We start from the raw sequence: 20,478 nt of genomic DNA on the forward strand, positions 1-20,478 counted from the left end.
CCGCACCGCCCACACCGCGGCCGCTGAACCTCAGAACAGAAGCGAGGCGAGGCGGCCGCGGGCCCGGATGACGCGCGGGTCGGCGTCGCCGATCAGCCCGAAGAGCTCCAGCAGCCGTTCCCGAACGGGCGCCCGTTCGTCCGTCGGCAGTGCCGCGAAGAGTTCGAGGAGACGCTCGAAGGCATCCTCCACGTGACCGCCGGAGACGTCGAGGTCGGCGACGGCGAACTGCGCGCCCACGTCGAGCGGCGCTGCCGCCGCGGCGGCCCGAGCTTCCTGCAGGTTCAGTCCCTGCACCCGCTGCAGAAGCCGCACCTGTCCGAGACCCGCCTGCGCGTCCGCATCTCGGGGATTCTCCGCGAGCGCGCGCTCGTAGGCGTCGACCGCGCGAACGTAGTCGCCGGCCTCGATCGCGTCGTACGCTTCCGCGTGCAGCGGCGGCACCGGCGGCTCCTCGGGCTCGGACGCACCATCCGCCGCGTCCTGATCTCCGACCGGGACCGTGCCCGTCACACCGTTCTGCGCGGCGAGCTGCAGCAGCTGGGCGAACACTTCGCGCACCTGCTGCTCCGGCACCGCGCCGGTGAACATCGGCACCGGCTGCCCGGCGACGAGCGCGACGACCATCGGAATCGACTGCGCCCGGAAGGCTTGCTGGAGCTGCGGGTTCGCGTCGACGTCGACCTTCGCGAGCACGACCCGTCCGCCGAGCTCGATGACGACCTTCTCGAGGATCGGGCTCAGCTGCTTGCACGGCCCGCACCACTCGGCCCAGAGGTCGACGACGATCGGAACCGTCCGCGACAGCTCGAGCACCTGGGGGAAGCTCGCGTCGGTCACGTCCATCACGAGGGCGGATGCGGACGCTTCCGGCACGGGCTGGCCCGCGCCCGCGCCCGCGGCCGGGGGCTGAGGGCGGTTGCGGAGCGAGGACAGGTCGACAGCGCCGCGGAGGACCGCGCCGGGGGTGGGATCGGTCATCAGAGAACCTTTGCTTCCAGGATGTTGGACGAGTATCCGAGCAGCCGGATCTTCTCCGTCGAGCTCTGCGCCGGCACGTAGAAGAACAGCTGGTCCGCGAATGTGGTCGAAACGCCGCTCTTGGACTCCGCGACCCCGGTCAGCGCCTGCACGGTCGGGTTGCCCTCGAACTTGATCACGACGTCTTCGTTCGCGGGCTTTACCGTGTCGGTCTCGGTGACCGTGACGGCGACGATCGCGCCGCTTTCGAGCGTGGCCAGGGCGAGCGGAGCGTTGGCTCCCGCCGCTGAGCTGAACTCGAGCGTTCCCGTGTTGGTGGCCGTGGTGTTGAAGGCGTCTAGGCGCTTCTGACGGTCGGCCGCGACGCTCTCGCTGAAGAGGTCGGACTGCTCGTCGAAGAGTCCGGCGAACGAGCTCTGGTCGCCGTTGCTCAACACATCCGCGTAGGCCGAGGCCAGCTGGTCGGGTGCCACCAGCAGGAACGACGATCCGGGCGGCACCTGGGCTGCGCCGATGTAGGCGGGCGCGAGATCGGGCATCTCCGTCGAGCCACCGAGGTTTCCGAGGTACGAGAGCTTGTACTCCGACCAGGCGTCGTCCTGGGTCATCATCATGATGGTCGACGTCGTCGCATCCGAGGCGTTGTTCTGCACGACAGCCATGACGGTCCGGGGCCAGCCGTCGTAGGCCTGCGGGAGGATGATCTGCGTCGGCTCCGAAGGGATCGCCGGCAGCGCGGTGTAGTCCGCGATACTCCCCCGCAGCGTGTAGTTCGTCGCCCGCTCGGCCAGGGCCGCGCCGGTCAGCCGGGTTCCGGCGAGGGTCGCGTCGCGCGCCTCATCCGCCTGGGCCACCGTCTCGGAGATCCGAGCCAGGATCTGCCGGGCCTGCCCTTCGGTGACGGCCGGCGCCTGCTGTTCGTCGGAGTCGACGATCGGAGCCGTGGCACTCGGCGTAGGTGTGGGGGCAAACTGCGGCCAGGCATCGGCGGAGCACCCGGTGAACAGCAGCGCGGCGCCGACGAGAGCGGGCACCGCGATGACGGCCTTGCGCCGACCGCTCCGCCGTGTCGTGGGGCCTGCGGTGATGACACCCTTTTCGGCGGCTTCGATGGACACGTCGATCGGCTGGGTCTCCAGAAGCGGCGGGGGTGCTTTGCGGCGGGGGCCGCGCGACCTGCGGGCGTGGCGGATGGCGAGCACGTACAGCACGACGCCCCCGACGAGCACGATGATCCCGAGGAGGATGAGAGGACCCGACCAGGGTGTGCTCTGCGACACGTCCCAGGTGATGCTGATGGATGCGGGCGCCGCGTTCGTACCGTCGGACGCGACGAGCACGCTCATCGTCGGCGGCAGTTGCAGCGGAGCGACGACCGCAGCGGGGTCGGAGTACTCGGCCAGCCAGAGGTCGGAACCGACGGGGCTCCGCGTCGGGGTGGTCTCCGGTGCGGACCCGTCCGTCGCCGCATCCGTCTCCGCGGCGGCATCCGTCTCGGTCGCGGCATCGGGCGTCGCCGCGTCGGGCGTCGTGGTCGAGGAGGGCGTGGGCTCCGGCTCGACGACCGTGGAGACGATCGAGTTCTCCTCGCCGGCGGCGACCGCCGTGTACTTCTGGTCGGCGAGCCAAGCGGAGACGTCGGCGGTACGCCCGTACGCCACGAAGACGCCGTCGTCGCCCTCGACCTTCAGCGTCTGGGTGCCCGGCAGAGCATTCAGCACCGCGCCGTCGATCACCGTATACGGGGAGTCGTCGGTCAGCGCGATCTCCGCCGATTGCGTGGAGGGACCATGGAAGACCGTGCGCTGGGCAATGCCCGCACCGATGAGTACGGCCGCGACCACGAAGGCGGCGACAGCCCAGACGAAACGCACGAAACATCCTCCCGACGCCATGACGGCGGCTCGATCCGACGTTCCAGCCTAGCCGAGAGCGGCTGGGTGTTTTTCGAGAGGGGTGATTGTGCGGCCCAGACCCCGCGGAGCCGTAAAGTTGCCGCGTAGTCCCGCCCCCAAAGGAGTCTCCCGTGAAGGTGCACAACCCCTTCCGCGTCGCGTTCATCGGCACGCTCGGTGTCGGGCTCGGCCTGCTACTCATCATGAGCGTGCAAACGCTGTCGACGATCCTGCTCTACGTCGGTACGGCGCTCTTCCTCTCCCTCGGGCTCGAACCCGTCGTGGCGTGGCTCGAGCGACGCAAGCTGAAGCGCTGGGTCGCGGTCCTGATCACCGTGCTCGGGGTGCTGGCGATCTTCGCGGGCATCGTCTGGATGATCGTGCCGATCATCGTCAGCCAGGTGAGTCAGCTGGTCGATGCGATCACGACATTCCTGAACAGCACGTCGCTCGACGACGTCAAGGAATGGGTGCACTCGGTCTTCCCGGCCATCCAGGTGTCGTCGATCAACGACACGATCGCGAATTTCCAGGACTGGTTGCTCTCGAACTGGGGCGACATCACCGGAAGCGTCATCAACGTCGGCATCGCCTTCTTCAGCGGGCTGACGGGCGCCTTCATCGTGCTCATCCTGACCATCTACTTCACGGCCTCGACCCCGAACCTGAAGTCCGCGGTGTACAGCCTCGTGCCCGCCTCCAAGCGCCCGCGCTTCATCGATCTGTCCGAGCAGATCACCGACTCCGTCGGCTACTACGTCATGGGCCAGGGAGCACTCGGCGTAGCGAACGGCGTGCTGAGCGCCGTGTTCCTGTCGATCATCGGGGCACCCTTCCCGGCCGTGCTCGCGGTGGTCGCGTTCTTCTTCTCGCTCATCCCCCTCGTCGGCACCCTCACCGGCGCGGTGATCATCGTGCTGGCCTGCCTGATCCCCGACCTGGGATCCCCCCTGACGGCGCTCGTCGCCGCGATCTACTACCTGATCTACATGCAGCTCGAGGCGTACCTGATCTCGCCGCGCATCATGAACCGCGCGGTATCCGTGCCGGGAGCAGTCGTCGTGATCGCCGCTCTCGCGGGCGGCTCCCTGCTCGGCCTTCTGGGCGCGCTGGTGGCCATCCCGGTCGCGGCCAGCATCCTGATCATCTACCGCCAGGTGATCGTTCCCCGGCAGAACGCGCGTTAGCCGAGCGGTCCGTCCCACTCGGTCGGCAGCGGCGAGGCGGAGGGGTTCACGGCCCCGACGATCTCGTCGAGCACGCGCCTGGTCTGCGACTCCCCCACCCAGAGGTGCTTGCCGCCCTCGACGGGGATGAGTGTCGCCTCGGGCACCGACGAGAACCGCTCGACGGCCTCTGCCGGACGCAGGTAGTCGTCGAACTCGGGGATCAACGCGATGAGCCGACGATCGTCCCCGGCCCAGGCCGCGACCTCGTCGGGGGTAGCGCGATGAAGGGGCGGTGACAACAGGATCGCCCCGTCGATGTCGTGCTCGCGGCCGTACTTCAGCGCGAGCTCCGTTCCGAAGGACCATCCCACGATCCACGGATGCGGGAGCCCGCGCGCGCGGACGAACGCCATGGCCGCGGCGACGTCGTGACGCTCGAGCGCCCCACCGTCGAACGCTCCCTCGCTCGTGCCCCGCGGAGACACGGTGCCGCGGGTGTTGAACCGGAGCACCGCGAGGTCGGCCAGCGCCGGCAATCGCGCCGCCGCTTTTCTCAGGATGTGCGAATCCATGAACCCGCCGTGCGTGGGGAGCGGATGCAGCGTCACCAGGGTCGCGACGGGGTCGCGGTGCGCGGGCACGGCGAGCTCGCCGACGAGCGTCAGTCCGTCCGCGGTCCGGAGTTCGATGTCTTCGCGACGGGCGGGTAGCAGGGTGGCTCCGCGGATCTCCATGTCAGTGCACCTTCCAGCAGTGAGTGTGCCAGTGTCGTCGGGCCGCAAGATCGGCGGCATCCCCGAGTACGCCGTCCGCGCGCCACACCACGAGATGGGCCGTTCCTTCGGCGATCTGGCCGCCGCATCCGGGACACGTGTAGACCTTCGCGGCCTGCGCCGCGGAGATCGGTTGCACGGTCCATTCCGCCCCTCTGCGGAACTCCGAACGCTTCCAGCCCGCGAGCAACCGGTCGAACGAGTCCTCGTTCCGCGGCGCCTGCGACCGAGCACGGCGGCGAGGACGACTCATTCGCGCAGGCCTACCACCAGTGATTGCTGGTCCAGAACGCGAACGCGTTCTGCCAGCTGCCGTAGCGACCGACCGCGTAACCGTTCCCCCAGCGCAGGTTGTCGACCGGGTCGTAGCCGTTCCCCGGTACCTTGCTGCACGGCAGCGCCTGCACGAGACCGCACGCCCCGGAGGACCGGTTCGTCGCGTTCGGGTTCCAGCCGCTCTCGCGGCCGACGATGTAGTCGACGTAACCCCAGTCGCTCTCGGCGATACCGGCGGCCGCCATCCACTCCGCACTCGACCCGCCCCCCGTGTACAGGAGCGGTGCGGGGATCCCGCCGCCCTTCTTCACGGCGGCGGGCTCGGGGGTCGGGGTGGGGGTCGGCTTCGGCGTCTCGTAGGCCGTGTACCCGCCGCGATCGAACTCGACCGTGACCGTCTCGCCATCGAGGGCGAGAGACTGCGCATCACCGTAGGTGGCCGCGTAGACGGTCGTGCTGGCGGGCGTCTGATCGGAGGCCAGGGCGAGTCCGGCCGGTCCGAGGTACGCGGCGGCGAACCCCATCGCCGCGAGTCCCGCGAACACCCCGACCACGCCGCGCCGACGCGACCAACGGGCATCGGCCGCGCGCGGTACCGGGCGTGCCGGACGCGCCACAGTGCGAGCCGATCGGCGCGTCACGGCGGCGGATGCGGGGGTACGGATCTCATCGCCAGAAGTCACAGTGTCCCCGATCCTACCGAGCAGTCGGCGCGTTCGCCATCCGCATCCGGATCCGGATCAACCGACAGCCAGCATGATCTCTACGACCGCGTCGAGGAGGGAATCCACCTGGGCTTCGCGGTAGCCACCGCGCTGCATCCGGAACGCCACGGATCGCACCTGTTCGACGGAAACGCCGGTGCCGTCCGCGAGGTAGCCCGCGATCTTGTCCGCCACCAGGTCGACCTCTTCGAGGCGGTATCCGTATCGCGCGACGGAGACCCGTTCGAAACGGGCGCGGCGGGGACGCGACAGCCGGTCCAGAATGACCTGCGCATCGGCGCGCTGCTGCTCGACCCAGGCACGCGCGCCCAGCCGCGACAGCGCCTGCGCACGCTCCTGTGCGGCGAACGCATCCTCGACGCGGCCGAGCGCCGCATCGACGGCCGTGACGACGTAGCCGCCCCGCACGAGCGGAAACGACACATCTCGAACGGATGCCGCCGTGACGGCGTCGTCGGCCGTCCCGTCCGACTCGAACGAGGCACGGGCACGATCGAGGAACGCGTCCACCGCGGCGGCGTCGTACCCCTTCTCACGTCGCCGGGTGCGAGGGAACGCGTGCCGGACGGGCTCCACATCCGTCGGCGCAGACTCATCGGTCGTGAGGATCTCTTGCCCGGGCCCGGTCATGACACCGCCAATGGAGTGAGCAGGTAGTAGAGCGCGAGACCGGCGACCGCGGACGGCAGGATCGAGTCGAGCCGGTCGAGGACTCCGCCGTGCCCGGGGAGCCACGAGCTCATGTCTTTGATGCCGAGGTCGCGCTTGACCATCGACTCGCCGAGATCACCGGCGGTCGCGGTCCCGAGGATCACGAGACCGAGGATGATGCCGGTCCACCACGGCAGGCCGAGCATCAGCCACGCGAGGAGTCCGCCGGCGATCACCGAGGCGACCGCGGCGCCCGCGAAGCCCTCCCACGTCTTCTTCGGGCTGATCCTGGGCGCCATCGGGTGACGACCGAGGGTGAGCCCGGTCACGTAGGCGCCGGTGTCGGCCGCGATTGCGACGATGAGGAACGCGAGCACCCACCACTCCCCGCCGTCCTGGCGAAGCAGGATGAGCGCCAGGCTCGCGAGGAAGGGAACGTAGAGCTGGACGAATCCGCCGATCAGCACGTCCTCGATCACCGCGGCGTACACCCGCCCGTCCCGCGCGGCCATCTGCCCGACGAGCCGCCAGACGATGACGAGCGCCACCGCAACGAAGACCGCGACCCAGTGCACCCAGGGCTCGAGGAAGACCGCCGACAGCATCACGAGCGCACCGCCCGCGAGTTGCGGGACGATGTCGACGCGACGTCCTGCGGCCTGCAGTGCCCGGGTGAACTCGAACACGCCGAGCACGGCGACGCCGATGCAGAAGATCACGAACGGCCACTTGTCGAAGATGAGAGACGCCACCACCACGACGCCGATGCCGAGCCCGATCAGGATGGCCAGAATCAGATCGCGGCCCGTGCGCTGCTTGATGCGGGCGTTCGCCTCCTCGAACTCCGCCCGCGCGTGCGCGACCTGGAGCTCGAACTCGTTCCGTGCCGCACGCATCTGCGAGGGCAGCGCGACGGGATCGACAGACTCCCCCGGGCGCGCCGGAGCAGAGACACCGTCGGTGCTCTGGGGCGGCGGCGCGGATTCGCCGAGCGGATCGGTCATGAAGCGATCAGACCTCGAGCAGCTCGGCCTCTTTGCGCTTGAGCGCCTCATCGATCGCGTCGACGTGCGCCCGGGTCAGAGCGTCGAGCTCCTTCTCCGCACGCGCCAGCTCGTCTTCGCCGATGTCGGACTTCAGCGCATCGAGGTCGTCCTTGGCCTTGCGCCGGATGCCGCGTACGTGGACCTTGGCGTCCTCGCCCTTGCTGCGGACGATCTTCACATACTCCTTGCGGCGATCCGCCGTGAGCTCCGGCATCGTCACCCGCACGATGTTGCCATCATTGGTCGGGTTGACACCGAGGTTCGGGACGTCGCGGATGGCCTGCTCGATGGCCTTGAGCGCGGTCTTGTCGTACGGCGTGACGATGATCGTGCGCGCCTCGGGGGTGTTCAACGACGCGAGCTGTGCCAGCGGCGTCGGCGATCCGTAGTATTCGACGTTGATCTTCTGGAAGAGCTGGGGGTTCGCGCGTCCGGTCCGAACGGTGGCGAAGTCCTCTTTGGCCGCTTCCACAGCACGATCCATCCGACCGGCGGTCTCGGTCATCACTTCGGCGATCACGGTATCTCCCTCATGTACAGCAGAGTTCTCAGTCTAGTCGGCGCGGCACGCGCACCGCGGAACGTCAGACGGTGACGAGCGTGCCGATGCGCTCACCGAGGAGCGCACGGGTGACGTTGCCGGCCGGCTCCATCCCGAACACCCGCATGTCGATGCCGTTGTCCATGCACAGGCTGAACGCGGTCGAGTCGACGACCTTCAACCCCTGCACGAGGGCATCGCCGTACGTGATCCGGTCGAGTCGAACCGCGGTCGGGTCCTTCTTGGGGTCGGCCGTGTAGACGCCGTCGACGCCGTTCTTGGCGACCAGCACCTCGTCGGCACCGATCTCCAGCGCCCGCTGCGCTGCGACGGTGTCGGTCGAGAAGTACGGGAGCCCCGCGCCCGCCCCGAAGATCACGACGCGACCCTTCTCCATGTGACGCTCCGCGCGGCGCGGGATGTAGGGCTCCGCGACCTGCGTCATGGCGATGGCCGACTGCACGCGGGTAGCCGCGCCGGCCTGCTCGAGGAAGTCCTGGAGGGCGAGCGCGTTCATCACCGTGCCCAGCATGCCCATGTAGTCTGCCCGGCCGCGGTCCATGCCGCGCTGGCTGAGCTCGGCTCCGCGGAAGAAGTTTCCGCCTCCCACTACCACGGCGATCTCCACGCGGTCGACGGCAGCAGCGATCTCGCGCGCCATCTGGCTGATCACGTCGGGGTTGACCCCGAGGGAACCGCCTCCGAATGCTTCACCCGAAAGCTTGAGCAGAACGCGACGGCGTCCGGTCTTTTCGTCCATGGGGGGATCCTCTCGTCGGGAAAAACTTACGGCATGCGAAAGGCCCGCACCGGATGACGATGCGGGCCTTTCGAGTCGATTACGCGCCGACCTTGAACCGGGCGAAATCAGTGAGCGTGAGCCCGGCGTCCTGCGCGACCTTCGCGACGGACAGCTTGTTGTCCTTCGCATAGTCCTGGTCGAGCAGCGACACCTGCTTGAAGAACGCGTTGACGCGCCCCTCGACGATCTTCGGGAGCGCTGCCTCGGGCTTGCCCTCGTTGCGGGAGATCTCGGTGACGATCTCGCGCTCCTTGTCGACATCCGCCTCGGGCACGTCGGTGCGTGCGAGGTAGGTCGGGTTGGCGAACGAGATGTGCTGCGCGATGCTGCGCGCCGTCTCCGCGTCATCGCCCGAGTAGGCGAGGACCACGCCGACCTGCGGGGGCAGGTCCTTGCTGGTCTTGTGCAGGTAGATCTCGAAGTGCTCACCGGTGAGGGTGCGCACGCGACGCAATTCCACCTTCTCGCCGATGATGGCGGCTTCGTCGGCGATCAGCTGGTCGACGCTCTGTCCGCCGGCGTCGGCCGCGAGGGCCGCCTCGACGGAGTCTGCGCCGGCAGCGGCGGCCGCATCCGCGACCTTGTCGGCCAGCGCGATGAAACGCTCGTTCTTCGCGACGAAGTCGGTCTCGCAGGCGAGCTCGACGAGCGTGACCGCGCCGGCGGACTCGCGAGCGACGACGAGGCCTTCGCTGGTGGAACGGTCAGCGCGCTTCGCGTTGCCCTTCGCACCCTTCAGACGCAGGATCTCGATGGCCTTCTCGACGTTGCCGTCAGCCTCTTCGAGAGCCTTCTTGGTGTCGACCATTCCGGTGCCGAGCTGCTCACGGAGAGCCTTGATGTCGGCGATGGTGAAGTTTGCCATGAGTGGCGGCTCCTTCTGTGTGGGGAGTTCTCGTGGATGCCGATCGGCGCGGCCGGAAGCCGACCGCGCCGATCGTCACGGGTCTGACGACCCGCAGGGGTTACTTGGCTGCAGCCTCGTCGGCGACAGCAGCCTCGGCGCCGGCTTCGTCCGCAGCGGACTCGGTCGCGGCTTCGCCCTCGGCGGCCTGCTCGTCGGCGATGATCTCGGATGCGTCCTCGGACGCGATCTTCTCGTCCGCGACCGCGGCGGTCTCGGCGGAGGACTGCTCCGGCTCACCCTCGAGCAGCGCGCGCTCCCACTCGGCCAGCGGCTCAGCGGCCTGCTCGGCGTCGCCGGCGGGCTGGTGGCGCTGGATGAGACCCTCGGCCGCAGCGTCGGCGACGATGCGCGTCAGCAGCGCGACGGAGCGGATCGCGTCGTCGTTACCGGGGATCGGGTACTGGAACTCGTCGGGGTCGGCGTTGGTGTCGAGGATGCCGATCACCGGGATGCCGAGCTTCTTGGCCTCGTTGATCGCGAGGTGCTCGCGCTTCGCGTCGACGACCCAGATCGCGGAGGGCGTCTTGGTGAGGTTGCGGATACCACCGAGCGACTTGTGCAGCTTGTCGAGCTCGCGCTTCTTCAGCAGGAGCTCCTTCTTGGTGAAGCCGCTGTCAGCCGGGTTCTCGTAGTCGAGCTCCTCGAGCTCCTTCATGCGCGCGAGGCGCTTGGAGACCGTCTGGAAGTTGGTGAGGAGGCCACCGAGCCAGCGCTGGTTGACGTAGGGCTGGCCGACGCGCGTCGCCTGCTCGGCGAGGACTTCCTGAGCCTGCTTCTTCGTTCCGACGAAGAGGATGGTGCCGCCGTGGGCGACCGTCTCCTTGACGAACTCGTACGCCTGGTCGATGTACGACAGGGACTGCTGCAGGTCGATGATGTGGATGCCGCTGCGCTCGGTGAGGATGAAGCGCTTGACTTTCGGGTTCCACCGGCGGGTCTGGTGTCCGAAGTGGACGCCGCTGTCGAGCAGCTGGCGAATGGTGACGACGGCCATGGCCGTTCTCCTGTTCTGTGCGGTTGTGTCACCGGACCGGATGGTCGGCGAGCCTGGTGCCCGGCACGCACCCGCACGTCGCTTTCGCGAGTGACCGAAGGGTGGGTGTGCCGCGGTGGGATCCGAGGATCCACTCCGCTCTGGGCACGCGTAGTCACCCCGACGAGCGGGGTGCGTCATCAGTGTATCAGTCGGGGGCCTTCGCGAGCACTTGTCCTCCCCCACCGCCGAAGGGTCGGAGACGTCCACATATCGACCCTCTGGACCCCGCTGGCCGCTCCCTTCGGCCGAGAGTACGAGGATGATCTCCTCCTCCCTTCGCCGGTGCGCCCTCGCGGTGATCCTGGCCGCCGCCGTGGCCGCCGCGGTCGGCGCTCCGGCCGCCGCATCTGTCACCGACCCGTCGTCCGCAGGCTCATCCGCTTCGGCGCCGCCCGTGTGGTCCGTACCCGAAGACACCGCGACGGTGGCGGAGTGGGTCTGGCCCGCCCCCGGCATCGTGAGCCGCGCCTACCAGCAACCGGCGGATGCGTACGCGGCCGGCCATCGGGGCATCGATATCCTGGTCGGCACGACGTCGATCCGCGCGCCCGGCGCGGGCACGGTCGTCTTCGCCGGGATGGTCGTGGACCGGCCGCTTCTCACGATCGATCACGGCGGCGGACTGGTGTCCACCCTCGAACCGGTGACGACGGAGCTGACGGCGGGGGCTTCCGTCGCGCAGGGCGAGGTCGTCGGAGACCTCGCCTCGGGCGGCCACGCCCGACCCGGAGAACTGCACCTCGGCGCGCGCCAGGACGGGGAGTACGTGAACCCGCTGCTCCTTCTCGGCGACGTCCCGCGCGCGGTACTGCTGCCCTGCTGCTGAGACGCCCGGCGGCGCACGGTCCGCTCAGGACGCGGCGATGCTGTTGCGCTGGCCGTTGTCGGCGACGGTTCCGAGCCGCGCGGCCGAGACGACGTTGTCGTTCCCCGAGACCGTGACGGCGTCGAGCGCACCGCGCACGCTCGCCCCGTTCCGGTCGCCGTTGATCGTCAGAGCCCGGATGCTGTCGGCCTCGACGTTGTTCCCCTGCCCGCCGACCGTCACGCTGTCGGCGGCCGCGGCGTCCAGCTCATTGCGGTCGCCGCTGAGCTGCAGTGCGCCAACGGTGGCAGCGGTGGTGTCGATATCGAGGTCCGTGCCGCTGATCGTGACCGACGGGCAGTCCCCCGAGAGCACGAGATCCAGGTCCGCACCGCCGAGGGTGACAGGGGCGCCGCCGCAGTCCGTGACGCCCTCCGGTGTCGCGGGGGCGGATGGCGAGGGCGCTGCGGTCGTCGCAGCACCGGTGGGCGCCGGCGAGCTCACCGATGGGCTCGGCGCGACGGTCTGCCGCGATCCGTCGGTGGGAAGCACGGTCGCCCGATCACCCGAGGTCATCCCGCATCCGCTCAGAGCGATCGCCGCGCCGACGAGCAGAGCGGGAACGAGGAGACGGCGGCGATACGTGACGACGGGCATGGGATCCACGCTAGGCCCGCGGATGGGCGAGACGGTAGCTGGAGATCAGACGTTCACCGGAGACGTGCGTGTAGATCTGGGTCGTGCCGAGGCTCGCATGGCCAAGGATCTCCTGCACGGCACGAAGGTCGGCGCCGCCATCGAGAAGATGTGTGGCCGCGGAGTGGCGGAGGGCGTGCGGCCCGACCGCGCGCGTGCCGACGGCGGGGCCCACGGTACGGGCGACGAGGTCGTAGACGCTCCGGGGTCCGAGCGCACCCCCGCGGACGCCGAGGAAGAGCTGCTCCACGGCGCGGTCGGTGTGGGCGCGCGCGGCGAGGGCGGGCCGGCCGCGCACGGCGTAGGCGTCGATCGCGCGCCGGGCCGGCACCCCGAACGGGACGACGCGGTCCTTTCCGCCCTTTCCCGTCACGCGCACCGTCGCCCGGTCGGTGTCGATGTCGGCGAGCCGCACGGCGCAGAGCTCGGAGACCCGGAGCGCCGCACCGTAGAGCAGCTCGAGGACGGCGTGGTCGCGGAGCGCGACCGGGTCACCGGAGGCAGCCGCATCCGCCGCTGCCGTGAGAACGTCCGACAGTGCGGGCGCCGTGGCGACGGCGGGCAGGGTGCGCCCGCGTTTGGGGCCGACGAGGCGCAGACTCGGGTCGACGTCGATCAATCCGCTCTCGCGCGCCCAGCGGAAGAAGTTCCGCGCGGACGCCGTCCGGCGCGCGACGGTCGCCCGGCTGTCTCCGCGGGTGGTCGAGGCCCAGAGCCACTGTCGGAGCTCTTCGAGGTCGACGCGATCGAGGTCGGCGCCCGGTCCGACGGCACGCGTCAGGTCAGCGAGATCTGCGCGGTACGCGCGCACCGTCACGGGCGACAGGCGCCGCACGTCGGCCAGATATGACGCCCATCGCTCGATCGCCGTCCGAAGGTCCATGCCGCCAGCATGCCTCGTCAGGTCCCTTCGCGCGGCGAGCCACCCCGGAGTTCCGGCGACCGCTCCTGGAGGCATCCGCTCCTGCGGGCCCCTCTCGCGGGCACCCGCTCCTGCGGACGTCCGCCTCTGCCCGACGAGCGGGGCCGCTCCGTCCCCGTGGACCGACCCCGCTCGCATTGCCCCGCCGGGTCCGCCCCCGCGAACCCGCTCCCCCAGCTCGTCCCCACGAGCTCCGCTCCCCCGCGTGCGCCGTCACCGGGCGCGTCGTCGCCATCCGTTCCCCGACGGCTCGACGCGCCCCTCCAGCAGGAGAGAACCAAGCACCGCTTCGACATCACCCACCGACATGCCGGCGCGGGCCGCCACGTCACCGACCGGCCAGGCGGTCCGCTCGCTCAGGGCATCGAGCACGCGGGTGCGGTCTGCGCCGCCGGCATCCGTCGGGCTCGGCGCGCTGGCCTCTTCCCACCCGACGAGTTCTCGCGCGTCGGGTGGCCCGGTGATGCAAACGGCATCGAACTCGCGCAGCAACCGGTGCGTGCCCGCGGATGCGGCAGAGGTCACCGGCCCGGGCACGGCGCCGAGCGGACGCCCGAGCGCCGCCGCATGCCCCGCCGTGTTGAGCGACCCGCTACGGATGCCGGCCTCGACCACGATCGTGGCGTCGGATGCAGCGGCGATGAGACGGTTCCGCTGCAGGAACCGCCACTTGGTCGGCGCCGCACCGCACGGGACCTCGCTGATCACGGCCCCGGATGCAGCGATACGCTCGATGAGGTCGGTGTGCCCGGCGGGATAGGGACGATCGCATCCGCCCGCGAGGTAGGCGAACGTCACGCCGCCGACCGCGAGCGCGGCACGGTGCGCCGCGCCATCGATGCCGTACGCCGCACCGGAGACGACCGCGATACCCGACTGCGCAACCCCCGCCGCGAGCTCGTTCGCCACGTGCTCCCCGTAAGACGTCGCCGCCCGCGCGCCGACGAGCGCGACCGACGGAGCATCGAGCGCCAATCGCGCCGCATCGCCGCGCACCCAGAGGCACGGCGGCGCGTGGTCGCCCAGGTCGTGCAAGAGCGAGGGCCACGACGCATCCCCCGGCACGATGACCTGCACGCGGTTCCGACGAGCCCGGTCCACCGCGTCGGGCATCGCGTTCGCGGCGACCCGCGGCTGCCACCGTGCGAGAGCTGCCCGCGCTTCGGCGGGAGAAACTCCGGCGATCACCGCGAGATCACGCGGATCCGGACGGTGTCGGACGATCTCCTCGGCGGCCGCCGCACCCCGGGCCCGGAGGAGAGCGCCGCCGACACGGTCTCCCGGCTCGATGATGCAGCTCCACCACACGCGTGCCGCGCGATCGCGTCGCGCGTCCTCGGCGTCGCCGCGAGGACCCACCGCATCCGCGACGGACTCCCACTCGATCGGCCCGCTCATGCGGCGATCCCTTTCTTCATGTACAGCGCCTTCCCGATGTCACGGGGTTCGAGCCGGGGTCGATGATCGAGGTCGGCGAGCGTCCAGGCGAGCCGGAGCACACGGTCGTACCCGCGCAGCGTGAGAGCACCCCGTTCCAGCGCGACATCGAGCGGGCGACGGATGGCGGGTTCCGGTGCGGTCGGCCCGTCTCGAAGCCACGCGCCGGACACGTCGACGTTGCGACGCCAGGGCGTGAGGCGAAGTCGGTCCGCCGCGCGCGAGCGCGCATCCGCGACGCGTTCGCGCGCCTCGGCGCTCGTCACCCGCGACGCCATCGGGTCAGCGGCGACGGTCGAGACCCGTCGCAGCGGAAGTTCGATGTCGACGCGGTCGAGCAGCGGCCCCGACAGCCGACTCAGGTAGCGACGGATCGCATAGGGCGCGCACTCGCAGACCGCCCCGCGCACCCCGTAGTTTCCGCACGGGCACGGGTTCGTCGCGAGAACCAGCTGGAACCGCGCCGGATAGCGGACGGCGGTGCCGGAGCGGTGGATCTCGATATCGCCGCGCTCGAGCGGCTGCCGGAGCGCATCGAGCACCGAAGCGGGAAATTCGCCCGCCTCATCGAGGAACAAGACTCCCTCGCTCGCGCGGGCGATCGCCCCGGGACGGATGACCCGCGACCCGCCTCCCACCAGCGCCACCACGCTCGCGGTGTGGTGCGGCGCCTCCAGCGGAGGCGTTCGACTCAGCGTCGTCACGGTCTCGCCCGACAGGGAACGGATGGAGGCGACCGCCAGCGCGGCGCGCTCGTCGAGCGGCGGCAGGATGCCCGGCAGCCGCTGGGCGAGCATCGTCTTGCCGGCCCCGGGCGGTCCGCTGAGCAGCATGTGGTGGCCGCCGGCCGCGGCCACGACGAGCGCGTCGACCGCCTCGCGTTGCCCGATGACGTCGGCCAGGTCGGGCGCGTCTGGCCCGGCCGGCGGCGCGGCGACCGGTCGCGCAACGGGTTCGGCATCCGGCACCTCCACATCGGCGCCGTACCGACACGCGACCTCGGCGAGGCTCGTCGCACCGAAGACCTCGATGTCGTCGACGAGGGCGGCCTCCGGGAGGTTCGCCACCGGAACGACGATCCGGCGGCGGCCGGCCCGCGCGGCGGCGATGACCGCGGGAAGCACCCCCGCGACCGGGCGGATCCGCCCGTCCAGACCGAGCTCGCCGAGATGGACCGTCGACTCCACCGCGGTCAGATCCAGGCCACCGTCCGTCGCGAGCGCCGCGATGGCGATCGCCAGGTCGAAGGACGACCCCTGCTTGGGCAGACTCGCCGGCGACAGGTTCACGGTGATCCGACGGCGCGGCAGCGGGAGCCCGGAGTTGGCGCAGGCGTTGTGCACGCGCTGCACGGCTTCTCCGAGCGCACGATCACCGAGTCCGATGATCCGGAACTCCGGCGTCTGCGCACTCAGATCGGCCTCGACCTCGACGAGTGCTCCGTCGAGTCCGGAGAGCGCGACCGCCCACGTCCGCGCGACGCTCATCGGAGATCCTGCAGGTGCTCGACGCGGAACTCCGACGCGCTCGCGCCCACGATCGCGACGGCATCCACCCGCACGCCGCGCCCCCGTGCGAGGTCCGGATGCTGACGGCACCACGCGGCCGCCAACTTCCATAGCCGGGATCTCTTGCGCATGTCGACCGCCTCGAGAGGATGCCCGTACCGCTCGGTCGTTCGCGTCTTGACCTCGACGACGACGATCTCGTCGCCGTCGCGGGCGATGATGTCGACCTCGCCCAGCGGACACCGCCAGTTGCGGTCGAGGATGTCGTACCCGGCGTCACGCAGATAGTTCGCTGCGGTGTCTTCGCCGTCCCGACCGAGAGTGTCTTTCGCTGCCATGACGACAGCATCGCGATCAGCGGGCGGCCCGCGCGGCCCGCACCCCCGCTTCGGGGACGGATCGATCGTGATCAGTCCCTGGGGAGGGGCAGTCGATCAGTTGTCGAGCGACAGCTCTTCCGGAAGTTGGAAGTCCCGGCGCGAGAGCTCCTCGACGTTGACGTCCTTGAACGTCAGCACCCGCACGCCCTTGACGAACCGATCCGCGCGATAGATGTCCCACACCCACACGTCGTTCATCGAGATCTCGAAGTAGAAGTCGTGCTCCGTGTCGCGGCGGACGACGTTCACCTCGTTGGCGAGGTAGAAGCGCCGTTCGGTTTCGATCACGTACTGGAACTGCGAAACGACATCCCGATACTCGCGGTAGAGAGCGAGTTCGAGTTCGCGATCGTAGTCTTCGAAGGCGTCCTCATCCATGGTGAGTCCATCCTAGATCGCGCGGCTGCACCCCTGGCCACTCCTCAGAACAGCGCGGGCGCGTCTGAGATCGCCCAGGACGACCGATGATGCGCGGAGATGCCGTGCTCGGCGATCGCCGCCCGGTGCACGGCGCTCGCGTATCCCTTGTTCCGGTGCCAGGCGTACACGGGGGCCTCGTCGTGGAGATCCACCATGAGGGCATCGCGACCGACCTTCGCGAGCACGGATGCGGCCGCCGCGCTCGCACAGTCCCGGTCGGCCTTGATGACCGGTCGCACGGCGCACTCGAGCGCGCCCGCCGGGGTGATGTAATCGTGGTTTCCGTCGAGGATCACGATCGCGTCCGCGATCGGCACGCCCTGGGCGCGGAGCACGTCGATCGCGCGGTGCGCCGCCCGCCCGAGCGCCCGGATGATGCCGACCTCGTCGATCTCCGCCGACGTCGACCAGCCGAGCGCCGACGCGTCCACCCACGCACCTGCGCGCGCGGCGACATCGGCCCGCCGCGGCTCCGGGATCAGCTTCGAGTCGCGAAGCCCCTCCGGCACCCGCGGTCGCCCCGAGCGCGGAGCCATCACCGTCGCCCCGATCGCGACCGGGCCCGCGAGCGCACCGCGACCGACCTCGTCGCACGCGATGACGATCCGGCCCTCGGCCCACAGCGAACGTTCCAGGCGCAGCGTCGGCACCGGAGGCGTCACGGTTGCGGGTCCTCCTCGGCATCCGGAACGGCGCCGAAGACCTCGTGGTGGAAGTCGAGCGGACCGAAGCGGTCGAACGGCCACGTGATGATGAACGCGCGCCCGACGACGTTGTCGACCGGAACGAACCCCTTGCCGGGCTGATCCTGGTTGAAGCGGGAGTCCTGCGAGCGGTAGCGATTGTCCCCCATGACCCAGAGCGAGCCCGCCGGCACCGTGATGTCGAAGTCCACGCCCGACGCCGGTGCACCGGGCTCCGGCAGCTGGGTGTACGACGTCTCGTCGATCGGGGTGCCGTTGACGGTGAGTTGGCCGAGTTCGTTGCAGCAGACGACGTGGTCGCCGGGCAGCCCGATGATGCGCTTGATCAGATGATCGTCGCTGTCGGGGGCCGCGAGACCGACGAGCGACAGCACCCACTCGATCGCGTCCACGACGGGCCCCTGGGACGGCGCGGCCATCTCAGGGCTGAGCCAGCCGCCCGGGTCGCGGAAGACCACGACGTCGCCCCGCTCGTACCCGCCGAAGCGGGGGGTGAGCTCGTCGACCAGGATGCGGTCCTGCTCGATCAGCGTGTGCTCCATGGACGCGGAGGGGATGTAGAACGAGCGCACCAGGAAGGTCTTGACGAGGAATGAAACGAGCAGCGCGATGATGATGATGACCACCACGTCACGCAGGAACGTCAGCATCCCTCGCCGACGTCGGTCCCGGATCGGAACCTCGGGGGCCGCGTCGTGCGCCCTGTTGTCACTGGTGGTCATGAAGGTCCTTCGGTGCGGGGCGGCAGACGCCGGTATCTAGGGTCGCACACGGATTCGGCGGCAGCCGCACGACGCCTCGGCGCGCTCGCGAAACGACGAAACCCCCGGCGCGGAGCACCGGGGGTTTCGCACAGACGCGATCAGTTGTCGCGCTTCTCCTTGATCTTGGCCTTCTTGCCGCGCAGGTTACGCAGGTAGTAGAGCTTCGCGCGACGCACGTCACCGCGGGTGACGACCTCGATCTTGTCGATGACCGGGGAGTGGACCGGGAAGACGCGCTCGACGCCGACCTGGAAGCTGATCTTGCGGACCGTGAAGGTCTCGCGCACACCGTCGCCCTGGCGGCCGATGACGACCCCCTGGAAGACCTGGATACGAGAGCGGGTGCCCTCGGTGATGTTCACGTGCACCTTGACGGTGTCACCGGGAGCGAAGACGGGGATGTCGGAGCGGAGCGATGCCGCATCGACGACGTCGAGGATCTGCATGTTGTTCTCTTCCTGCAACCGCCACAGGTCGGCTGCGAAAATGGGTGTTCACGAAGTGTGGATGGTGCCCGTGCCGATCGCAGAGCGACCGGCGGTATCCCCTGAGGCAGAGACCGGTGAGGGCACAAACGTCTATTCTGCCATGTCCGGGCTCGCCCGGCAAAACGTCAGCGCTCGGTGTGCGCGGTTTCTTCGACGACGATGACCTCGTGCGGCTGGGCACCACGCTGCGCACGTGGCTGTTCGGCCGGCGCGGGGATGTAGGTGGCCCCGTTCTCCGCACGCAGGAGCATGGCGCTCGGCGCCGCCTCCCGCCAGAGCCGACGCAGCTGCCACCAGATCAGCACGACACCGAAGACGACGGTCAGCACCATCACCGGGGCCCACCACGCCGAGACGTAGAACCCGAGGGCGATCGTGAGCGCGTGCCACACGCCGATCCCGGCGACGTCTCCCCACGACACCGCACGCGCGGCGCGCACACTCGGTCGGCTGCGCGTGATCAGCGTGAGCGCGATCTGCCCGAGGAAGACCGAGGGGATGGCGATGAACAGCACCCAGAGGAACGCCCACCCGCCGGCGTTGAAGACGCCCCATCCGACGAAGAGCCAGAGCGGCAGCGCGAACGCGGCCGGGAACAGCCAATTGAAGAACGCTCGCCTCAGCCACATGGCCCCGATGCTACGCCGCCGCAGGCCTCGGGGGGCGGAGCGCCGGCGTACTCACCGGGAGCGCACAGCGACGCCGACCAACGGGGCGACACGTTCGCTCCGCATCCGGGAGAATGGACGAGACATTCAAGGAGCACCATGATCGAACTGCGCACCCCGGCCGAGATCGAGCAGATGCGGCCCGTCGGCCGCTTCGTCGCCGAGGTTCTCGCGACCCTCCGGGACGAGACCTCCGTCGGAACGAACCTGCTCGCGATCGATCGTCGCGCGCACGACATGATCCGACGGGCCGGAGCCGAGTCCTGCTACATCGACTACCACCCGTCGTTCGGTGCGAGTCCCTTCGGAAAGGTGCTCTGCACCTCGGTCAACGATGCAGTGCTGCACGGGCTCCCCCACGACTACACGCTGCGCGACGGCGACCTCGTCAGCCTCGACTTCGCGGCATCACTCGGTGGCTGGGTCGCCGACTCCGCCGTATCGTTCGTCGTCGGCACACCGCGCGATGAAGACCTGCGGCTGATCGAGACGACGCAGCGGGCACTGGATGCGGCCATCGAGGCGGCCATCGTCGGGCACCGCATCGGCGACATCTCGGCCGCCATCGCCGAGGTCGCCCACGGCGAGGGGTACTCGATCAACATGGACTTCGGCGGCCACGGCGTCGGTCGGGTCATGCACGGCGATCCGCACATCGCGAACGACGGAAAACCGGGTCGCGGATACCCGCTGCGCGCGGGCCTCGTGATGGCCCTCGAGCCGTGGTTCCTCGCGACGACCGACAAGCTCGTCACCGACCCGGACGGCTGGACGCTCCGGAGCGTCGACGGATCGCGCGGAGCGCACTCCGAGCACACCATGGCCGTCACGGCGGACGGTCCGATCGTTCTGACCGACCGGTCCTTCCTCGGCGTCGACTGACC

General features: G+C 69.7%; 24 protein-coding genes. 3 read left to right on the forward strand and 21 right to left on the reverse strand.

The annotated features are described in order from the left end of the window. Positions 1–30: 30 nt before the first annotated feature. Together LQ938_RS08735 and LQ938_RS08740 are read right to left on the reverse strand one after the other, a co-directional pair. Complete coding sequence (locus LQ938_RS08735) at positions 31–981, reverse strand: tetratricopeptide repeat protein (RefSeq protein ID WP_223720989.1); 951 nt, start codon at positions 979–981, stop codon at positions 31–33. Next, a complete protein-coding gene (locus LQ938_RS08740) occupies positions 981–2,855 on the reverse strand; it encodes a glycosyl transferase (protein ID WP_223720988.1) in 1,875 nt (624 codons plus the stop codon). Before LQ938_RS08740 ends, LQ938_RS08735 begins: the two co-directional genes overlap by 1 nt. A gap of 152 nt (positions 2,856–3,007) precedes the next feature. Here LQ938_RS08740 and LQ938_RS08745 point away from each other — a divergent pair, with 152 nt between their 5' ends. Beyond that, positions 3,008–4,063 (forward strand): AI-2E family transporter, encoded by a 1,056-nt coding sequence (locus LQ938_RS08745; RefSeq protein ID WP_223720987.1) that lies wholly within the window; start codon positions 3,008–3,010, stop codon positions 4,061–4,063. On the opposite strand, the gene LQ938_RS08750 is transcribed toward LQ938_RS08745, so the two are convergent. From LQ938_RS08750 to rpsB, 9 genes are all read right to left on the reverse strand, one after another. Next, entirely contained in the window at positions 4,060–4,779 is a 720-nt protein-coding gene (locus LQ938_RS08750) for an alpha/beta hydrolase (protein WP_223720986.1), read from the reverse strand. The genes LQ938_RS08745 and LQ938_RS08750 overlap by 4 nt on opposite strands. A 1-nt stretch (position 4,780) precedes the next feature. Next, positions 4,781–5,071 (reverse strand): hypothetical protein, encoded by a 291-nt coding sequence (locus LQ938_RS08755; protein WP_223720985.1) that lies wholly within the window; start codon positions 5,069–5,071, stop codon positions 4,781–4,783. A gap of 10 nt (positions 5,072–5,081) precedes the next feature. Beyond that, positions 5,082–5,777 carry a transglycosylase SLT domain-containing protein gene (locus LQ938_RS08760; protein WP_223720984.1) on the reverse strand — a complete coding sequence of 232 codons (696 nt, stop codon included), beginning with the start codon at positions 5,775–5,777 and terminating at the stop codon, positions 5,082–5,084. A gap of 57 nt (positions 5,778–5,834) precedes the next feature. Next, on the reverse strand, positions 5,835–6,449 hold the full coding sequence (locus tag LQ938_RS08765; RefSeq protein ID WP_223720983.1) for a DivIVA domain-containing protein: 615 nt from the start codon (positions 6,447–6,449) through the stop codon (positions 5,835–5,837). Further along, entirely contained in the window at positions 6,446–7,474 is a 1,029-nt protein-coding gene (locus LQ938_RS08770) for a phosphatidate cytidylyltransferase (protein WP_223720982.1), read from the reverse strand. Before LQ938_RS08770 ends, LQ938_RS08765 begins: the two co-directional genes overlap by 4 nt. Positions 7,475–7,481: 7 nt before the next feature. Further along, entirely contained in the window at positions 7,482–8,021 is a 540-nt protein-coding gene (frr, locus tag LQ938_RS08775; RefSeq protein WP_263317366.1) for a ribosome recycling factor, read from the reverse strand. Positions 8,022–8,100: 79 nt separating this feature from the next. Beyond that, the gene (pyrH, locus tag LQ938_RS08780) at positions 8,101–8,817 is read right to left on the reverse strand and encodes a UMP kinase (RefSeq protein WP_223720980.1); all 717 of its coding nucleotides are present in this window, start codon (positions 8,815–8,817) and stop codon (positions 8,101–8,103) included. A 79-nt stretch (positions 8,818–8,896) separates the two neighbouring features. Next, complete coding sequence (tsf, locus tag LQ938_RS08785; RefSeq protein WP_223720979.1) at positions 8,897–9,724, reverse strand: translation elongation factor Ts; 828 nt, start codon at positions 9,722–9,724, stop codon at positions 8,897–8,899. 100 nt (positions 9,725–9,824) lie between these two features. After that, on the reverse strand, positions 9,825–10,760 hold the full coding sequence (gene rpsB / locus LQ938_RS08790) for a 30S ribosomal protein S2 (RefSeq protein ID WP_223720978.1): 936 nt from the start codon (positions 10,758–10,760) through the stop codon (positions 9,825–9,827). Positions 10,761–11,061: 301 nt separating this feature from the next. Between rpsB and LQ938_RS08795 the strand changes: the two genes are divergently transcribed. After that, the gene (locus LQ938_RS08795; RefSeq protein WP_223720977.1) at positions 11,062–11,628 is read left to right on the forward strand and encodes a murein hydrolase activator EnvC family protein; all 567 of its coding nucleotides are present in this window, start codon (positions 11,062–11,064) and stop codon (positions 11,626–11,628) included. A 24-nt stretch (positions 11,629–11,652) separates the two neighbouring features. On the opposite strand, the gene LQ938_RS08800 is transcribed toward LQ938_RS08795, so the two are convergent. From LQ938_RS08800 to LQ938_RS08845, 10 genes are all read right to left on the reverse strand, one after another. Further along, complete coding sequence (locus LQ938_RS08800; protein ID WP_223720976.1) at positions 11,653–12,264, reverse strand: hypothetical protein; 612 nt, start codon at positions 12,262–12,264, stop codon at positions 11,653–11,655. A gap of 10 nt (positions 12,265–12,274) precedes the next feature. After that, the gene (locus LQ938_RS08805; protein ID WP_223720975.1) at positions 12,275–13,186 is read right to left on the reverse strand and encodes a tyrosine recombinase XerC; all 912 of its coding nucleotides are present in this window, start codon (positions 13,184–13,186) and stop codon (positions 12,275–12,277) included. A 252-nt stretch (positions 13,187–13,438) separates the two neighbouring features. Continuing rightward, positions 13,439–14,623 (reverse strand): DNA-processing protein DprA, encoded by a 1,185-nt coding sequence (gene dprA / locus LQ938_RS08810; RefSeq protein ID WP_223720974.1) that lies wholly within the window; start codon positions 14,621–14,623, stop codon positions 13,439–13,441. Next, positions 14,620–16,149, reverse strand: a complete 1,530-nt coding sequence (locus LQ938_RS08815; RefSeq protein ID WP_223720973.1) for a YifB family Mg chelatase-like AAA ATPase — start codon at positions 16,147–16,149, stop codon at positions 14,620–14,622. The genes dprA and LQ938_RS08815 overlap by 4 nt, the downstream gene beginning before the upstream one ends. Further along, positions 16,146–16,508: a YraN family protein gene (locus LQ938_RS08820; RefSeq protein WP_223720972.1), complete on the reverse strand. Its 363-nt coding sequence runs from the start codon at positions 16,506–16,508 to the stop codon at positions 16,146–16,148. The genes LQ938_RS08815 and LQ938_RS08820 overlap by 4 nt, the downstream gene beginning before the upstream one ends. A 96-nt stretch (positions 16,509–16,604) precedes the next feature. Beyond that, positions 16,605–16,928, reverse strand: coding sequence for a DUF2469 family protein (locus tag LQ938_RS08825; RefSeq protein WP_223720971.1), 324 nt, complete (start codon positions 16,926–16,928; stop codon positions 16,605–16,607). 44 nt (positions 16,929–16,972) lie between these two features. After that, positions 16,973–17,632, reverse strand: a complete 660-nt coding sequence (locus tag LQ938_RS08830; protein WP_223720970.1) for a ribonuclease HII — start codon at positions 17,630–17,632, stop codon at positions 16,973–16,975. Then, complete coding sequence (gene lepB, locus LQ938_RS08835) at positions 17,629–18,396, reverse strand: signal peptidase I (protein ID WP_223720969.1); 768 nt, start codon at positions 18,394–18,396, stop codon at positions 17,629–17,631. The genes LQ938_RS08830 and lepB overlap by 4 nt, the downstream gene beginning before the upstream one ends. A 140-nt stretch (positions 18,397–18,536) precedes the next feature. Further along, a complete protein-coding gene (gene rplS, locus LQ938_RS08840; RefSeq protein ID WP_223720968.1) occupies positions 18,537–18,884 on the reverse strand; it encodes a 50S ribosomal protein L19 in 348 nt (115 codons plus the stop codon). Between the two features lie 167 nt (positions 18,885–19,051). Then, entirely contained in the window at positions 19,052–19,555 is a 504-nt protein-coding gene (locus LQ938_RS08845) for an MFS transporter permease (RefSeq protein WP_223720967.1), read from the reverse strand. 138 nt (positions 19,556–19,693) lie between these two features. Here LQ938_RS08845 and map point away from each other — a divergent pair, with 138 nt between their 5' ends. Then, positions 19,694–20,476 (forward strand): type I methionyl aminopeptidase, encoded by a 783-nt coding sequence (gene map / locus LQ938_RS08850; RefSeq protein ID WP_223720966.1) that lies wholly within the window; start codon positions 19,694–19,696, stop codon positions 20,474–20,476. Positions 20,477–20,478 lie beyond the last annotated feature (2 nt).

Source organism: Microbacterium sp. cx-55, assembly GCF_021117345.1.
In the GTDB taxonomy this organism is placed as follows: Bacteria; Actinomycetota; Actinomycetes; order Actinomycetales; family Microbacteriaceae; genus Microbacterium.

Bases quoted from the DNA above. Each gene is read 5' to 3' on its own strand.
- LQ938_RS08735 (WP_223720989.1), bottom strand. From the start codon at position 981: ATGACCGATCCCACCCCCGGCGCGGTCCTCCGCGGCGCTGTCGACCTG.
- LQ938_RS08750 (WP_223720986.1), bottom strand. From the start codon at position 4,779: ATGGAGATCCGCGGAGCCACCCTGCTACCCGCCCGTCGCGAAGACATC.
- LQ938_RS08755 (WP_223720985.1), bottom strand. From the start codon at position 5,071: ATGAGTCGTCCTCGCCGCCGTGCTCGGTCGCAGGCGCCGCGGAACGAG.
- LQ938_RS08765 (WP_223720983.1), bottom strand. From the start codon at position 6,449: ATGACCGGGCCCGGGCAAGAGATCCTCACGACCGATGAGTCTGCGCCG.
- LQ938_RS08770 (WP_223720982.1), bottom strand. From the start codon at position 7,474: ATGACCGATCCGCTCGGCGAATCCGCGCCGCCGCCCCAGAGCACCGAC.
- frr (WP_263317366.1), bottom strand. From the start codon at position 8,021: ATGACCGAGACCGCCGGTCGGATGGATCGTGCTGTGGAAGCGGCCAAA.
- pyrH (WP_223720980.1), bottom strand. From the start codon at position 8,817: ATGGACGAAAAGACCGGACGCCGTCGCGTTCTGCTCAAGCTTTCGGGT.
- tsf (WP_223720979.1), bottom strand. From the start codon at position 9,724: ATGGCAAACTTCACCATCGCCGACATCAAGGCTCTCCGTGAGCAGCTC.
- rpsB (WP_223720978.1), bottom strand. From the start codon at position 10,760: ATGGCCGTCGTCACCATTCGCCAGCTGCTCGACAGCGGCGTCCACTTC.
- LQ938_RS08795 (WP_223720977.1), top strand. From the start codon at position 11,062: ATGATCTCCTCCTCCCTTCGCCGGTGCGCCCTCGCGGTGATCCTGGCC.
- LQ938_RS08800 (WP_223720976.1), bottom strand. From the start codon at position 12,264: ATGCCCGTCGTCACGTATCGCCGCCGTCTCCTCGTTCCCGCTCTGCTC.
- LQ938_RS08805 (WP_223720975.1), bottom strand. From the start codon at position 13,186: ATGGACCTTCGGACGGCGATCGAGCGATGGGCGTCATATCTGGCCGAC.
- dprA (WP_223720974.1), bottom strand. From the start codon at position 14,623: ATGAGCGGGCCGATCGAGTGGGAGTCCGTCGCGGATGCGGTGGGTCCT.
- LQ938_RS08815 (WP_223720973.1), bottom strand. From the start codon at position 16,149: ATGAGCGTCGCGCGGACGTGGGCGGTCGCGCTCTCCGGACTCGACGGA.
- LQ938_RS08820 (WP_223720972.1), bottom strand. From the start codon at position 16,508: ATGGCAGCGAAAGACACTCTCGGTCGGGACGGCGAAGACACCGCAGCG.
- LQ938_RS08825 (WP_223720971.1), bottom strand. From the start codon at position 16,928: ATGGATGAGGACGCCTTCGAAGACTACGATCGCGAACTCGAACTCGCT.
- lepB (WP_223720969.1), bottom strand. From the start codon at position 18,396: ATGACCACCAGTGACAACAGGGCGCACGACGCGGCCCCCGAGGTTCCG.
- rplS (WP_223720968.1), bottom strand. From the start codon at position 18,884: ATGCAGATCCTCGACGTCGTCGATGCGGCATCGCTCCGCTCCGACATC.
- LQ938_RS08845 (WP_223720967.1), bottom strand. From the start codon at position 19,555: ATGTGGCTGAGGCGAGCGTTCTTCAATTGGCTGTTCCCGGCCGCGTTC.
- map (WP_223720966.1), top strand. From the start codon at position 19,694: ATGATCGAACTGCGCACCCCGGCCGAGATCGAGCAGATGCGGCCCGTC.